The organism is Fodinibius salinus (assembly GCF_008124865.1).
GTDB classification, from domain to species: domain Bacteria; phylum Bacteroidota; class Rhodothermia; order Balneolales; family Balneolaceae; genus Fodinibius; species Fodinibius salinus.
Map to the genome: position 1 here is coordinate 201273 of NZ_VNHY01000004.1, position 16352 is coordinate 217624.

Annotated in this window: 12 protein-coding genes; 7 read left to right on the top strand and 5 right to left on the bottom strand. The window is 43.1% G+C overall.

All coding sequences use genetic code 11. From position 1 onward, the window contains the following. Positions 1–3: 3 nt before the first annotated feature. From LX73_RS11665 to LX73_RS11680, 4 genes are all read right to left on the bottom strand, one after another. Positions 4–1002: a lipid A deacylase LpxR family protein gene (locus LX73_RS11665; RefSeq protein WP_148899684.1), complete on the bottom strand. Its 999-nt coding sequence runs from the start codon at positions 1000–1002 to the stop codon at positions 4–6. Between the two features lie 75 nt (positions 1003–1077). Then, positions 1078–2184 carry an aminopeptidase gene (locus LX73_RS11670; RefSeq protein WP_148899685.1) on the bottom strand — a complete coding sequence of 369 codons (1107 nt, stop codon included), beginning with the start codon at positions 2182–2184 and terminating at the stop codon, positions 1078–1080. A gap of 127 nt (positions 2185–2311) precedes the next feature. Continuing rightward, complete coding sequence (locus LX73_RS11675; RefSeq protein WP_148899686.1) at positions 2312–6757, bottom strand: translocation/assembly module TamB domain-containing protein; 4446 nt, start codon at positions 6755–6757, stop codon at positions 2312–2314. Continuing rightward, complete coding sequence (locus LX73_RS11680) at positions 6758–8683, bottom strand: BamA/OMP85 family outer membrane protein (RefSeq protein WP_148899687.1); 1926 nt, start codon at positions 8681–8683, stop codon at positions 6758–6760. A 149-nt stretch (positions 8684–8832) separates the two neighbouring features. On the opposite strand from LX73_RS11680, the gene LX73_RS11685 reads away from it, so the two are divergent. From LX73_RS11685 to crcB, 7 genes are all read left to right on the top strand, one after another. After that, complete coding sequence (locus tag LX73_RS11685; RefSeq protein WP_170245679.1) at positions 8833–10116, top strand: M14 family metallopeptidase; 1284 nt, start codon at positions 8833–8835, stop codon at positions 10114–10116. 71 nt (positions 10117–10187) lie between these two features. After that, the gene (locus LX73_RS11690; protein WP_148899689.1) at positions 10188–11105 is read left to right on the top strand and encodes a cation diffusion facilitator family transporter; all 918 of its coding nucleotides are present in this window, start codon (positions 10188–10190) and stop codon (positions 11103–11105) included. Between the two features lie 12 nt (positions 11106–11117). Further along, entirely contained in the window at positions 11118–11498 is a 381-nt protein-coding gene (locus LX73_RS11695; protein ID WP_148899690.1) for a hypothetical protein, read from the top strand. 98 nt (positions 11499–11596) lie between these two features. Then, positions 11597–13912: a TonB-dependent receptor gene (locus LX73_RS11700; protein WP_211359426.1), complete on the top strand. Its 2316-nt coding sequence runs from the start codon at positions 11597–11599 to the stop codon at positions 13910–13912. Between the two features lie 25 nt (positions 13913–13937). Then, positions 13938–14531 carry an SCO family protein gene (locus LX73_RS11705; protein WP_148899691.1) on the top strand — a complete coding sequence of 198 codons (594 nt, stop codon included), beginning with the start codon at positions 13938–13940 and terminating at the stop codon, positions 14529–14531. Then, a complete protein-coding gene (locus tag LX73_RS11710) occupies positions 14528–15004 on the top strand; it encodes a copper chaperone PCu(A)C (protein WP_148899692.1) in 477 nt (158 codons plus the stop codon). The genes LX73_RS11705 and LX73_RS11710 overlap by 4 nt, the downstream gene beginning before the upstream one ends. Positions 15005–15016: 12 nt before the next feature. Then, positions 15017–15388, top strand: coding sequence for a fluoride efflux transporter CrcB (gene crcB / locus LX73_RS11715; RefSeq protein ID WP_148899693.1), 372 nt, complete (start codon positions 15017–15019; stop codon positions 15386–15388). A 93-nt stretch (positions 15389–15481) separates the two neighbouring features. On the opposite strand, the gene LX73_RS11720 is transcribed toward crcB, so the two are convergent. After that, the gene (locus tag LX73_RS11720; protein WP_170245680.1) at positions 15482–16297 is read right to left on the bottom strand and encodes a 5'-nucleotidase, lipoprotein e(P4) family; all 816 of its coding nucleotides are present in this window, start codon (positions 16295–16297) and stop codon (positions 15482–15484) included. Positions 16298–16352 lie beyond the last annotated feature (55 nt).

The following is a 16352-nucleotide window of genomic DNA, read 5'->3' on the forward strand; positions in this document are numbered from 1 at the left end:
CTGCTAAAAGCGAACCGCCATACTTACTCTTACAATATTATGTCGGCGTCCGCCCTTTACTTCGGGACTCAACTGACTCATTACTAGTCTCCACGAAACAACGGGCAGGGCATATTCAAATCCGCCGGAAATAGTTAGCAAATAAGGTTCCGCCTCTTTGATATACGCTTGTTTTGTGCTATCAAAAGTATTGCCTTCAATAAGTGCATTATGCAGCACAAAAGTATTATTAACCCCCAAAAATACGAACCATTCTTTTTTGTGATGGTCGGCGGGAGTATCTTTTCCTTTTTTTTGCAGCTGGCTGGCAGTAGCAACAGAATGATCAATAGCATTTATATCACCTAATCTTAGTTTTGCACCTGCGGACAAATCGTTGAATGCCGTACCGGCTCTAAATCCCGTATTGGAAATAATATCAGCACTCGAGGATAGCGGAAAAGAGTACTTATAATCCATATTGATATTAGCAACGGGTAAGTTCTGTATCTGAAACTGCCACCCAAGGGGCTGGGGAAACCCAAACCACTTGTGCCATTTTTTTTGTAGCTGCTCTCCGCCGGCTGAAGGTCCGATAACACCCAGCGTCAACCCTAATTGTAGATAATTTTGCCGTCTCCAAAAGGTATCCAGAGTTGAAGTTAAAAACAGATAGCCAGCATACGGTCGATCAATATTAGCTATGGTCTGTGCACGGATTAAACGAGGAGTATAAATTTCCTGTCCTAATGTAAAGCGCAAAATCTGTTTGCGCTGTTCCCCTGACATTATATTAGACAAGAAAAAATCGCTATTTACCAATCGGCTGTAGCTGAGATGCAGTCCGTTGGTAAAATAATAGTCCTGATAAGGCGGCAAAAAATTATCATTGATGGTACTGGCACTAATCTGATTTTGAAACTTTTTGTCAGTATTGGCCTGACCATAGCTAACAGAAATAGCTCCACACCAAATACAAATAATAAATAATATTGCTGGTAATTGGGTATTTCTTAGCGCCATAGCAGTTTTTTATCAAAATGGTTTAACCCACAGATTAACTGCGAAATAAGATTACTTATGAAATAAACGAGCTATTTATTTTTGAAGTAAGTTTTCGGGGTTTAATCCTTTTAAGTCATCAGTAATAAATTTGCGTCCCTCGCGAATTTTCTCACCATCTAAATAAACATCCGCGCCGATACAAACGAGATCCCAGTGAATATTACTTTCATTTCCGTTGGGAGCAATCTCGTAATCATTACCCAGGGTCAGATGATTAGAACCGTAAATCTTTTCATCAAACAGAATATCATACATAGGTTCTTTGATAACGGGATTGAGTCCAAAGCTGAATTCCCCAAACTGGCGCGCGCCGGCATCAGTATCTAAAATTTCCTGCAATTGTTCGTTATTCGAAGAATCAGAATCAACAACCACGCCGTCACGCACTTCCAATTTTACGTATTCAAATGGTTTGCCCTGGTAGACCGACGGCGCATACGAAATATGTCCATTCACGGAAGATAAAATCGGAGACGAAAATAATTCTCCATCTGGAATATTCTTTTCACCAAAACAAGGAATCCACGTCTGGTCTTTTACCGAAAAGGAAATATCGGTCTCCTCTCCTTTCAGCCGGATCATATCGGTATCTTCCAGACGATCCTGCAGTGGCTTCATGGCTTCGGCCAGCTCGGTATAATCCAACAAACAGGCTTTGTAGTAAAATTCGCGGAATTTTTGCGTGGGCATTTTGGCATTCATGGCAAAAGCCTCAGACGGGTATCGCAAGACAACCCAGCTGGTATTGTTGACGCGTTCCTTATAATGCACGGGATCAACAAAATAATCGGCATACGCTTTGTTGGCCTCTTTGCTGACCTCGGATTGCTCATAAATATTTAACGAAGCGCGGACTCCAACGAAAGCATCCATCTGTTTCATCAGCGGCAGCTGATCTACTTCGGCCTGCGTAGTCCAGAAGTCTTTATCACCGCTTTCAATAAGCATACGACGAATTTCGGTATCTTCAATCTGTATAAATGGATTTGCTCCCATCTTGCGTGTGTGCTCTACCAGCGCCCGCAACAAACCAATGCCATTAAGTCCTACCAGCTGCAGCATCACATTTTGGCCGGACTCCAGATCACAACTGAATTCTAATACTTTTTCTGCTAATTGCTTGTCTTCGTTTGAATACATGTCAAAAAAATATTTTAGTTCTAAAAAGTTTATAGAACACGAATTATATGGATCAAGCAAATTTACACAGATATTAACATATATAATCTGCGAAAATCTATTCAACCAGCTTTATCTGTGTTCTATCCTAATAATCATAATCCCATTTTATATCTATACCTTCTCGGATGCCATTACCTTGGCGCAATAGAAGCTTTAAATTTTTCTTGAGTTCATACTCCAATAGGAAACTGGTATCCGGTCGTGAACCGGTAATTACATTCTGTATAGCAAAAAATACTTTGGGACTGATATACCAACCGGTAGTAATAGCAGTGCCATTGTCTCCAGCTGTTTGGGTATTATCAATTTTTACTACATCTATACCCAGCTTGCGGGTAGCCAACGCCTCTACCCTATCCAGTAACACATCGATCGCAATATTGGCTGCTGCATTGTTGCTTCCGGACCCTGCCACTGCCTGCTTCCAAGAGTTGAGCGCATAATAAGGCTGTCCAAATATAGTATAGCTGATAATATTGTCCAGCTCCATCTGTGGCTGACTCTCATACTTGAATTTCGGCTTCTCTACCGTTCCTTCTATGATATACCAAATGATAATATCCTCTTTGGTTTGGGGCGGTTCGTACCGAGTGCGAATCATAAGGTTGGGGTTTTTGGGATTGCCGGTAAAGGTAACCGCTCCTTCCTGCAGCTTAAATCGTTTACCAAACGGTAAGGCGTAGCCTTCGGGGGTATTGATCGTGCCAAAAAGCTGTAGCTTACTGCCGGGTTCTTTCAGCAATTCCACCGAACCATCAAGTTTGGCTTCCATCTCCAAATATCTTTCATTCCTGATAAAAAACCGGCGATTAAATGAGACGTTCATATCCAGTGACAGCGAATCATATACACTAACTCTAGGTTCTTCTTTCGTGGAGTCAAGAGAAACTGTTTCTACCGACTTTTCTCCAAAATTATCCAGTCGCACAAAACCATCTACAAAGCTGAGGTTGCCGCTTACTTTGGGTTTCGTGACAGTACCTCGAACTCGGGAATCTAAATTAATGGCCGCACTGTATTTTTTACTATTAGCTGCACGAAAATTACTTGCATTCACATCCAAATTGATATTTCCCGGTACCATTTCAGCAAACTCAACCATACCCTTGGCGGTGAGTTTACCCTTGCCGCTTTTAGCAGAAAAAGACTGCAGCTGAATTTCATCAGATCGAAATAATACTTTTGAACTGATATTCTGTACCTGAATACCTGCCGGCACCAAGTGGAATACACCATTACGAAATGTAAGCTGGCCCTTTGCCTGTAAGTCACCCGCCGGTCCTTCAATACGCACATCACCGTCAAGCGTACCTTTCACCCCGCGCACCTTCTTTGGATCCAGAAAATCATCCACAGCTGCCAAATTAAAATCATTTGTTGATATATTAGCAGATACTGAATCTTTGCGGCCCGGTAAATCCACATTGAAAGTTTTTAAATCGATAAATAAGGGGAACTGCACATTTATTTCGGCTGCCTTCTGTTTTAGAGATGTTACCGAAGCATCCAGATTGAGACTTCGCTTATCGTGATTATAGGTACCGCCGGCAGTCACCGAATCGACCCCCACCCCTGACAGCTCTCCCTCTGTTAAGCTGGCATCAATCGTAAATTTTGGGTTACCGGCCTCACCGCTGAGTGATCCTGCGAAAGCCACTTTCCCGGTACTATTGGTAATACCTAAATCAGCAAAAATATCCCCAAATTGTTTAATTGATATTTTTTTCATCCGAAGCTTGCCCTCGACAGGTTCATCAAAAAAAGACGGCGGCAAGTCTTCGGGGTTTGCCAATCGGAAGGGGAGTGAGGCTTCACCTTCTAACAGAGTTTTTCCCCTGTCTCGAACTCGCAACCTACCGTTAAGTCGCTCATTTTCTACACCTCCTTCTATAGATAGGGTATTAAATCCGGCCCCTTTGTAACGGACCTCTGACAATAGTATTTCTCCCTGAGCATCTAGTGCAGTATCTTTGCGCGTAATTTCCATCCTGCCAGAGAGCATCCCTTCAACCACCGGCTTACCAAACAGGCAGTGCTGTATAGTTGCAATATTCAGGTCCTTACCTTCTACTACTCCACGCTGTTCCTCTTCTGAAAATATCGGCAGCGCTAATTCCAGGTACGCTTGGTCAGAGACTACGCGCATAGTACCAACACTCAGTCTATCATTACTATATGTGGCGGCAAAAGGTTGTTCAAGACTTAACGTTCGATAATCACTGATTATATCTAGTTTTGTGGTTGTAAGCTGTACAGAGTCAGGACGTATATCATAGGAACCAGCCTGTTCAATACGCCCTTCTTTGGGACTAGAAAACGTCAGTTCAAAACTACCTTTAACTGCCGGGTCAAAATATTGTCCCTGACTCTTAAAACTAAAATCCTGCATATTTAGCCCGTAAAAAGCTGGATTCTCTAAGTCCAGATCTACCGAATAATCAATAGTTGACTGTAGTTTCGTGTCCACCGATCCCTGGAGCTGATTTGTCGAAAATACGGTTCCATAACGAACATCAGAAAAATCCACATTACCCGAAAACTGGATACCCTGATCCAGCCCTGGGCTCAACCGTCCGGTTATTTTCCCTTCGGCATTTAACCCTTTAACTCCTGCCAGTGGTGCTAAGGCACCAATATCCTTAAACTCAAGATTCAGCGATAACTTATTTTCCGGATCATTGTGATTTAGCAAATGCATCCGAGCTTCCAGTGAACCCTCTGCAATGGTACTTTTAAGACGGGCACTATCTACAACCGCAATCGTATCTTTAATCGAAACCCCGGCTGACAAATTTCGCAGCAGCTCTCCGTTGATAAGTGATGAGTCTACTGAAACAGATGTTTGAAGCTGCAAATCTGCCAAGCTAATACCACTTCCACTACCCGAAAGCTCAGCATTAATAGCGGTATTAAAATTTGGCTTACCCATGAGCGCTCCTACATTGAGATTACGGGTTTGAAGCTCATAATTATAATTCGGAATGGTAAAAATATTGTTCGCATCTGCTGTAAATTGTACAATACCCTCACGAATTTCTGCTTTCCCATCAGCCGAAATTTGTTGTTTATTTACTTCCCCACTTAGCGAAAAACCGCGGATATATTTTTCCATAAACCGGCTGTTGCTACTCCTTATAGCATAACTCCAGCTTTCTTCTCCCGGATACCAACCTTTGCCCGAAAAGGAAGCATCAAATGAAATATCTCCGACAAGGGTAGAATCAACTGCCCAGTAGCCCGGATTAATATGTTGAGCATTAACCTGTCCCAAAACCTGCGGTTGCTCAGACCATAGCTGTTCTGCCTCTAACTGTGCAGATACTGATTGCTTCTTACTTTGCCCGTCTAAACTTATTGCGGCTGAACCATTATTTATATTTCCTGTTGCAGTAAGCACATCAACTTGATATGGAGGTCGTGAGATGTCGCGAACAGTAAACTGTAAATCTCCCTGCGACTGCTGATATGACTCCAAAGGAACTCGTCCCGTAAATTGGGTATGCAATTCACGGATCTCCGGCATAGTCGTATCAGCCAACAACATTGCCAAATCCAACCGGGATGCATCTATCGACAATTGACTGAGTGCTATCCCTTTATTCCACTGAACCTGGCTCTTCATATCAAAAGATGCAATACCGCGGCCCTCCATCTGCAGCGAAAGATTAACAGTTTCTGCCGTTCCACTGATACCTGCTGACAGTTGCAGATCGCTGCGCAGAGGCATCTGCCTAGCTACCTGTACCAAATCTTGCCAGCCGAGCGGTTCAGCTGAGAAATCCGCCGTAAACGAAGAGTCATCCACTTGAAAAACGCCTGAAGATTGAATTACTGAATTACCCGTAGCCAGTACTAGCTTCTGGAGGGTTATCTTTTTATCACTGGCCGCTGCGGAAGTTGACAATTGAAATAGATCATCTGTAAGATGCTGCACCTGGAATGATAAATTCGTAAGATCTACATTATAGGAAGGCTGGTTGTAAGATATACTGCTGGATATTTCCAGATCGGCTATTGTGAGGGGCGAATCCGGCAGGCCGGCTCCGTTAGCTGTTACCTTGCCCTGATGCAACTGCAAATCATCGATACGAAAAGGTATCATACCACCATCGCCTGATGACGAAGGTGCTACATTTGCTATATCCCAGCTTCCATTTTGTTGTTTTATATCAGCCGTAGGCCGATAAATATCAAGTTCAGAAACATCAAGTTCTCCACTGGCCAAGGCCCAAATATTATAATCTGCCCTTACTGAATCTACAGCAATAAGCGTATCTCTTTGACGGGTTAAGGTAATGCCAGAAAGCTTTAGCTGATGCCATAAATCTCCGGAAAGCTTGTCGATATCCAGTTTGGCATTTATCTGATTGTTAGCTGTATTAACAACTATATTTTTGACCCAGCCCTGAACAAGCGGGGTTTTTAGGGAAAGGCGAGCAACAACTGCTAATACAGCAACACCCAACAGTATCCCTGAAATACGGATCCCCCACTTCTTGAACGTCTTATTTTTTGTTGATTGTTTAGCCATTTAGAATGCTTGTCCAATACTTAGATGAATGCCGATGCGATCCCAGGCATTACCAAAATCCTGGCCATTAAATTTATTCAAGTCTCGGGCTGTGGGATTAAGTTTATAACCTACATCAACTCTGATGGGACCAATGGGAGATTGGTATCGAAATCCACCGCCGGTACCAAACTGTATGGGCCTCCGCTGTAATCGGCGAAATGTGCCCCACACTTGTCCCCCATCAAGAAAAACGGCCATACCTAAACCCTTAATTAAAAAGTTGAGTTCTTGGCGAACCTCCAGATTGAAACTAAACATGCTGTGTCCGCCCAATGGTATGTACTCCTGAAAACTACCAGTACTGTCGGTAAGAGCACGCTTGGGGCCCAGCTGTTGTCGGCTCCATCCCCGCACTGAGCTGGTTCCGCCCAAGTAAAACCGGATGTTGTTGGGTAGCGAATCGGTCGGCACATTAAATAGACTCCCCGACTGCACCCGCGCGGCCAGCATAGTAGAATTTGTCAGTTGTGTAAAACGGCGTACATCAATTGACAGTTTTTGAAATTTAAAAGTTGCTAAGCCAAATATTCCTGAGACCTCAGCATACGGCTGGATAACCCATCCGGGGCGGTTGCGTCCAAAGGTATTATTAAAGTAACTGCTAAACTGGAAGGATGACAAATCATATTCAAGTGTAGTATCCGGCAGGCTGGTGTTAAAACGTTTGGAAAGTTCTTTGTTTTTGGTGAATTCGTATGAGGCGGATGCAGTAAATTTTTTATTATATCGATAAATAAAGCTGTTGGTTACTCCCGCACGGAGCAGCTCAAAATTATTTTCCAGCAGATGCTGCCCAAAAGGCGAGATAACAAAACTGCTTTTGGTATTATAAACATAGGGGAACAAGTAATCGAACCGGAGTGACTGCTCTATGAAAGATCCGTGAGCTGTTGTTGTAAGCCGATGCCCTTTGCCTGCCACATTTCTATTGGTCCAGCTAACTTGCCCCCGAAGATACTCTTCGGTACCAAAGCCGGCCAGCAGTTCTACCGAGCGCTTTTTGTTTTCGCGCACCTGCATTGATAAATTCAGAGTTGAATCTTTAGCCTGCTTGGGAATACTCACCGTCACAAAACGGAACAGGTGGTGATTAAATAACTCCTGTTGTGCTTCTTGTAACTTTTGAGAACTAAATTGCTCTCCCTTTTTCAAAGCCGACTCCCGAACTACATACTCATCGGATATATTTTCATTGCCTTCAACGGCAATACTGTCAATAAAGGTTCGTGGACCTAAATCTGCAATAATACGCACATCAGCCGAAAGTTTAGAAGTATCTACTTTGGCCTCAATATCAACCGCGGCATAAGCAAATCCCATATTTTCGAACAGATCTGCAAATTGACCCGTCACCTCCGGTTTTCGGATAGTCTCATAGCGCTGTCCCTCACGATAAGAATGCTTACGCTTTGTTTTCTTGAAACCCTCACTATTTCGGATCTCTTGCTCATCAGCTCCATTTGTTTTTAAATCATACTGTACCTGCCTAATGCGAATAGGGACTTGCTCATCAATCTCGAATGTTACTCTTTTCTTCCACTCTTTGCCCATCGTTTCTAATCGATAATCAGCTTCTACATTTACAAAACCACGCCTCCGATAATAGTTTCGAAGCCGAATAACATCTTTTTGGAGGGTTACCTCATCAACGGCATGCCCTTTTTTATTGAAGAACCATACTTTTTGCAAAAAGGTAGGAGCTTCCGCAGCAATCTGCTTATCCAATACTACCGCCGGGTAATTTTTATTACCCTCAAATCGAATATCCCAAACCTGATCGGGTGTGGAATCTTCCTGCGCCCAGGCTTCTGATAATGGATTTATCATCAGTACTGCCTGTATTGCAAATAAAAAAATAAGTAGAGCCGCTGTTCTGGCTGACATCAAAAACTGGATGTTAAAAAAATTATTTCAATAGACTCGAATAATAAGAGATTGGTATAATGCTTCAAAAATCAATTTATTCCATATTATATTTTATACTGATCTTTTTTATAAGTCGAAGTATATACTTCGAGAATACAAAAACAGATATGACGTCACCATTTTCAAAAATACTCGCTCATTTATTCATTGCTATATTATTTATAATCGCAGGCTGTAGCTCCTCGGATAATTTTTCAGGCTTTTCATATGATCCGGAAGGAGTTACCGAAACTACTGATAAAGGAATTAATCCCCAATACAAACGTACGATCGGTGTAGAAAGTGGAGGTGTCTGGGTAAGCAACGAGTTTGCCGGTGCGCGGATGAGCGATTTTTACAAAGTCAGTGACTCTTTGTATCGCATAGAAATAAGTCCCGAAAATAAAAAAATCAACAATAGTCCCTGGTATGCATTCAAAGTCTGGGGAAGCGACAAGGATTCTGTGACATTACAACTACACTATAATCACGGTGAGCATCGATATATCCCCAAGCTGAGCAAAGACGGTAAAACATGGAGACGCATCGACCCCAGCAATTTCTCTGCAGATACCACTAACGGAACCGCTACGCTTTCGCTGGACCTCACGCTTGATCCGCTTTGGGTTTCAGCCCAGGAACTTTATTTGTGGGACGATTACCGCCGGTGGACTGACTCTTTAGCAGCCAAAAGATTTATCAAAACCGATACGGTGGGATATTCACATAACCGGCGCCCCATTATAAAAATGGGTATTTCAGAAACAAACAACGACAGCAAAAAAGGCGTTCTTATTATCATGGGCCGTCAGCATCCATCCGAGGTAACCGGCGCCTTGGCTGCTCAAATATTTATTAACGAGCTAGCATCCCAGAGCAAGCTGGCAAATCAATTTCGAAAGAATTTTGATGTATGGACTTATCCACTGGTCAACCCCGATGGGGTGCAACAAGGACATTGGCGCCACAACAGTGCCGGTGTTGACCTGAATCGCGACTGGCAAGCCTTCAATCAGCCGGAAACCCGGGCGATCCGCAACGACCTGCTTTCGCTTAACAATGATTCACTTAGAACTGTTTATTATGGCATCGACTTCCACTCTACGGACGAAAACCTTTTTTATCCCATCAACCGAGATATTTCTACATTTCCCGAAGATTTTACGTACCAGTGGATCGACTCACTTACAAAGACTTTCCCCAATTATCCGGTTAAGGTAGAACCCTTTGATACCAGCTCTCCCATTGCTAAAAACTGGATTTATCATACTTTCGGCGCCGATGCGGTAACCTACGAGATCAACGATCGTGCCAACCGCGATAGCATTCGCATAGTAACACGCAAAAATGCACAAATTATTATGCAGCAACTACTCAATGAAAAGGAGGAACAGAAAATGCCGGCTAAATAATCAAAAATTCATGGACTCTTCATCTTTGGTGCTTAAGATTGGTATCGCCTTTAAGGAATGACAGAATCAGCATGCAACATTCACACGATCACGGACATCATCACCATCACGGCGAAGGACAAACTGAAAATCGTCTGTGGATATCTATCGGCCTAAATTTTGTAATTACCCTGGCCGAATTTATTGGCGGTATTATCTCGGGTAGCTTATCTCTGCTATCGGATGCGCTGCACAATCTCAACGACACAACTTCGCTGGGTATTAGTCTGGCGGCACGAAAAATATCCAAGAAAGATGCCAACAAAGATAAAACCTTTGGCTACCAACGAGCCGAGATTATAGGGGCATTCATCAACTTAATTACCCTGGTAATTATTGCGCTTTTTTTAGTTAAAGAAGGTGTTGAACGATTTTACAATCCTCAGCCTATTAACGGCACGGTGATGTTCACTGTTGCCATAATTGGGTTGTTGGGAAATGTCATTACGGCCGTACTACTTTTCCGCAGCTCTGAAGAAAATATCAATATCCGCAGTGCCTATATCCACATTATGTCAGATGCCTTTTCATCGGTGGGTGTAATTGTGGCCAGCCTTCTCATTCTCTATTATCAGCTCTATATTATAGATACCATTTTAACAATGGTGATCGCCGGATACATTTTGTGGCAAAGTTACTATATGCTGCGCGAAACTATCAATATTTTGATGGCCAGTACCCCGGCCAATATTGAAGTCCCAGATGTAAAAAAAGCTATGACAGACGTAACCGGGGTCCACGATATTCATCACCTGCACGTGTGGCGGCTCGATGAACAGAACATTCTGCTTGAAAGTCATGTTGTAATTGATGAGAATGACATGGATAAGATGGAATCTATAAAGTCTAAACTTAAGACCCTGCTTGGCACTGATTTTAACATCCACCATTCAACACTTGAATTTGAATTTAAGCCTTGCGAAAAGTACGGTGAAAATCCTTGTCACTAGCTAAATAATTTTATGATCAGAAAAGCAATAACCATATCGCTGATATTGTGTGTGCTGGGTTCGTTAGTTCGTTTTGCCATGCCGCTTACATGGTATATTGCTAATTATGATTATATCACTTCTGAGCTTTGTGTAAACAGGGACAACCCGGATATCGACTGTGACGGGATGTGTCAACTCGAAAAGAAAATGCATGAGCGGCAAGAGAAGCAAGCACAGACAGCTCCTCACCAAAGAGTAGAACGGCAAGCTCGTATTACGCTTTTCTTTTCCAATGCCGTATCCCTGATTGCAGACTTCAACAAGAATATGCAACCTGTCTATATTCAAGATATCAAAAATTATTGTCTCTGGTTTTCGGAGCCTTCCTCCCCTCCTCCCCAAATCGGTTAGTACGATCATTCCAAAAATCTGTCAATTATAAGGTACAATTGACCAATTGTGGCAGATCTATAACCGTAAATCATTTTTCGTAAAGTCATACCAGAACTATGAATATTATTAGACATTTAATTACTACTATAGCTATACTTTTTTTCTGCAGCCTAAGCACAGCAATTGCCCAACAAACAGGTACAATTAAAGGGCAAGTTATTAATGCAAAGAATAATAATCCTCTTCCCGGCGTCAATGTTATTGTTAAAAATACCAATCAAGGAACCTCCAGTAATGGGCAGGGCGTATTTACCCTCTCCGAAATCGATCCCGGAACGCATACGCTGATCTTCTCTTTTATCAGCTTTAAGAAAATAGTCAAATCGGTTCAGCTTTCTCCCGGCGAAACAGCTGAAGTGAATGTAGAGCTAACTCCGCGTTCTATGTTATTAAATGGTATTGAGGTTACAGCCCTGCGTCCCGATCAAATTGCCGAAGCCAATATGGAAGAAAATGAAGTCAAAGAAGCGAATCCAAGAGATTCAGGAGAACTCCTACGAAACATAGCCGGTGTTGATGCCGTACGGAGAGGACCCGTAGGTCTAGATCCTGTGATCCGGGGTTTACGAGAAACAGAAGTTGGCACCTACCTTGATGGTACCCGTATTTTCCCGGGCGGACCTGCTCGTATGGATTCCCCATTAAGCCATCTCGATCCAACAGCTATTAAAAAAATCGAGGTTGTCAAAGGGCCCTACGCGCTAACCTGGGGTGCCGGAAATATGAGCGCTGTTCACGTTGAAACGCAACCTCTTAACACCCTGACCCAAGTTTTTGGGGGAACCATTTCCAGCGGCTACAACTCAAACTTGGGCGCTATTGAAGAAGCCGTATCAGTACGGGGCAGCACAGGAAAGTTCGGCTATTGGGTACACGGTGCCTGGCGCGAAGGCAACGATTTTACATCAGGTGATGGCACCAGCATTCCCGGAGACTTTTTATCCCGTGAATTACGGGCTAAACTGGGATATGCTCTTACCTCCAATTCATACGTAGATATTTCTATAGGATATCAGAACCAAGAAAACCTTGATTATCCCGGCCGGCTGCTTAATGCCGACTTTTTTGATACCTACAACTATTCCGCCAACTGGGAGTGGACTCCAGAAAGCGGTATTCTAAGCTCACTAAAGGCTCAAGCCTATATCAACAATGTGGACCATGGTATGGATAATGATGGGAAACCCACCGCACAAGCAGACCAAAATCGCATGCCCCCTTTCCCATTGGACGTCACAGTTGATGCCCGTGCCCATGTAAGTGGTGGTAACATCACTGCAGAACTTACCCCTGCCTCTTCATGGAATCTTGAGATAGGCACAGACATTTACAGTGCCAATCGGGATGCCGTACGCACTATTGACCGGCGTAATAAAGGTATGAAGCCGGCCATGTTTCCCCTTGTTGACCAGATGTGGCCCGATGCCACGATCACCGACCTGGGCCTTTTTACAAAAGTAAAACATTCCTTTACCGATCAACTAAATGCCACATCAACAGTTCGGCTGGATCTGGTTTATACTGATGCCGGACCTACAAGCAATTTTTTTGCCAATAATGTATCCGCAGATCTAGAACAATCAGAAACCAACTTAAGTGGTTCTTTTACCCTCAACTATATCACCAACAAACACTGGACTGTAGGTGCAGGCCTTGGCTCGGTAGTACGTACTGCTGACGCTACCGAACGCTATTCTGATCGCATTCCCGCAAGCAAAGCCCAAACGAGTGCCGAATTTGTGGGCAATCCCAGCCTTGATCCCGAGCGAAGCACCCAAGCCGACCTCTGGATTGACGCTAGCTACCAATCTTGGAACCTATCCCTTAATATATTTGGTCGTCAACTTGATGATTACATAACCTTTGAGGCTACCAACTTGCCAAAACGTCTACCCTTAAGCCCTGATACCGTATTTCAATATATTAATGGCAAAGCGCGTTTCTGGGGGATGGACCTTTCAACCACCTACCGAATTATCAACGAACTGTCACTTAACGGATCTGTCCATTATCTTTGGGGGAAAGATGTTTCATTAAACGAACCTGCGTTAGGCGTCTCCCCCTTTGGTATAGATGGCGGGCTGCGCTATGAATCAACCAATCGCCCCTGGTTCTTGGAGGGAACTCTTCACTGGATGGCTGAGCAAGACCGTATAGCCACCACACGCGGAGAAACTTCAACCAATGGGTACCTAACAGCTGAAATAAAAACCGGCTTAACGGTTTGGAATCGACTATCGTTGCAAGCGGGGGTGGAAAATCTGACAAACACCCAATATGTCAATCATCTGAATGCAAAAAACCCTTTTACTAAACAACCTATTCCGGAACCGGGTCGCGTTTTTCACCTGGATGTCACATACAAATTTTAACCCTGGCAATTAGCTAATTCATTTTATGAAACATACCGCGATTACATTATTAATTGTTTTTTCTGCAGCGGTTATCCTGGCCTCGTGTAACAGCAGGCCAGAGCCGCTGTACGATATCAGTGATGAATCATATCAGCTTCTTAATACCGACAGTACGCTTGTTAACTTCCCCGGTGACTTTGAGGATAAGATTTCGGTTATCACCTTTATTTATACCCACTGTCCCGATGTATGCCCGGTTATTACAGCCAATATGACCAACATCCAGAAAAAGCTGGCTGACACTACCGATGTACAATTCATTGAAATAACTTTTGATCCTCAACGCGATACGCCATCAGTACTTAAGGATTACAAAAATATGTATCAATTAAATAACCAGTTCTCGATGCTGACGGGCGATACCACAACAGTCAATAACCTATTGGAGAAGCTGGAGATTGTTGCAGTCAAAACAGAACCGGATTCGAGTGCTCAAAATACCGAGAACTATTACATACGGCACTCGAACACCATCTACTTGATGGACAAAAACGGACAAATTCGCACAGAATATCCGGCCAACGTTGTTCCACCTGAACATGTAATAGAAGACATACAAACATTACGAACGCCATGAAATCATCCATTATCTTTACTTTCATAATCCTATTGGGCTGCATGATACTTTCGGGATGCGGTTCAGAATCAAAAAAAGAAAAAAGTACTGATGAAGTTATATTAGGAAAACTAGAGCTTTCTAATAGCTGGGCCCGACCGGCAGAAAAAGGACAAACAGCAACGGCTTACCTCACTATTACGAATGGCACCGCTACCAAGGATACTCTTATAAGTGCAAACAGTACAATTTCTGAAGTTGTCGAACTTCACCAATCCCTCAAACACGAAGATGGCACTATCTCTATGAAACCGGCCGGAAACCAAGCCATACCATCGGGAGAAAAGCTACGTCTCGAACCCGGTGGCTATCACCTTATGCTCAAGAACATAACCAGAGAACTTACTGTCGGCGACTCCCTCTCGGTAACACTCAACTTTGCCCGCCTGGGTACGAAAAAAGTGACCATGCCTGTACAAATCCAACGGAATTAAGATAAATTATATATGCTTCAATCAATCCTTTATGTGGGCGTTGGGGGATTTTTTGGTAGCGTGCTCCGCTACCTGGTCTCCTACTATGTGAACATTAACTGGTCATCCCATTTCCCTTTCGGCACCTTTGCCGTTAATCTGGCGGGCTCTTTTCTTATTGGGATTATTATTGCAGCTTCGCTAAATGAAGATATGAGTCAACAAACACGCCTGCTGCTAGCCACCGGGTTTTGCGGAGGCTTTACCACGTTCTCATCTTTTTCTTATGAATTTTTTTCGCTGCTACAAAATGAACATACCGGCTACGCCTTTCTGTATGCCGGCACCAGCCTCATTCTAGGTTTATTTTTCGTTTGGCTGGGCTTTAGTCTGATAAAAGCATAATAGGTTATCAGCTTAAAACCTAAGGCAAGAAGTTAAATCAAACCCTTATCTCTAAAAAATCTGCACAAGGTAATTGTGCAGACTCTTATACAATTAATTTTTCGTATCGAGTTTTTCCAGCTTTTGGGCCTCTATTTGCTCTGGGGAGAGTGAGGAATCAAAGTTGTATAATGCATCTTCCCACGATCCATATACCGGATTGGGAAACACAAACCATTGTGTACCAAGCCGATTCTTATGCTCGCTAACAAACTTCTTCCTTTCACTTCCACTTCTATCCTTAGCAGGTAAAAAGTCATTTAGATTGTCACCCAGAAGCATAAGAATCCGATAGTTTTCTGCCACATATTTACGGCGGTTTGTCTTATCTGAGCTCCAACCGGGACGTTCATTATTGGTAAGCAACACATCAACATCCTTTTTAAGTGGAAAGCCGACTTTCTTTAAGTTCTGATACGTTGCCTCTTCAACAGAAACATCTCGATTGGTTAGATAAATTACTGTAATTCCTTTAGCCTCTGCTGCTTGTGTAAAAGAAAGAGCACCGGGTACAGGATCCGCCTTTTGCTCACGTACCCAGTTATTCCACTTCTTTGAAGAGTAACTTTCGCTCTTTTTGATTAGTCTAGCCTGGAAAGCAGAATTATCAAGGACTGTTTCATCCACATCTAAAACAACTGCCGGTGGCAAGCTCCCATAATCGTTTCCCTGCTGTTCTAGTGAGGCAGTCCACGAGTCGGTATGTAAAGCGGTATCCAATTGTGCTTCAGCCGACTGATATGCCATTGTCGTCAATGCTTCATACTCAGCAGAATTCTGTACCCATAAGGTGGCACTTACAGTAGAATCATTCAGTGGCTTTGAAGCAGTACAACCTGCAAGAATGGTTATAATTACAACTGATGCCAAAGATCTTATGTGAGATAACTTTTTAAAAATGGATACCATACGTAATCGCTGAGTA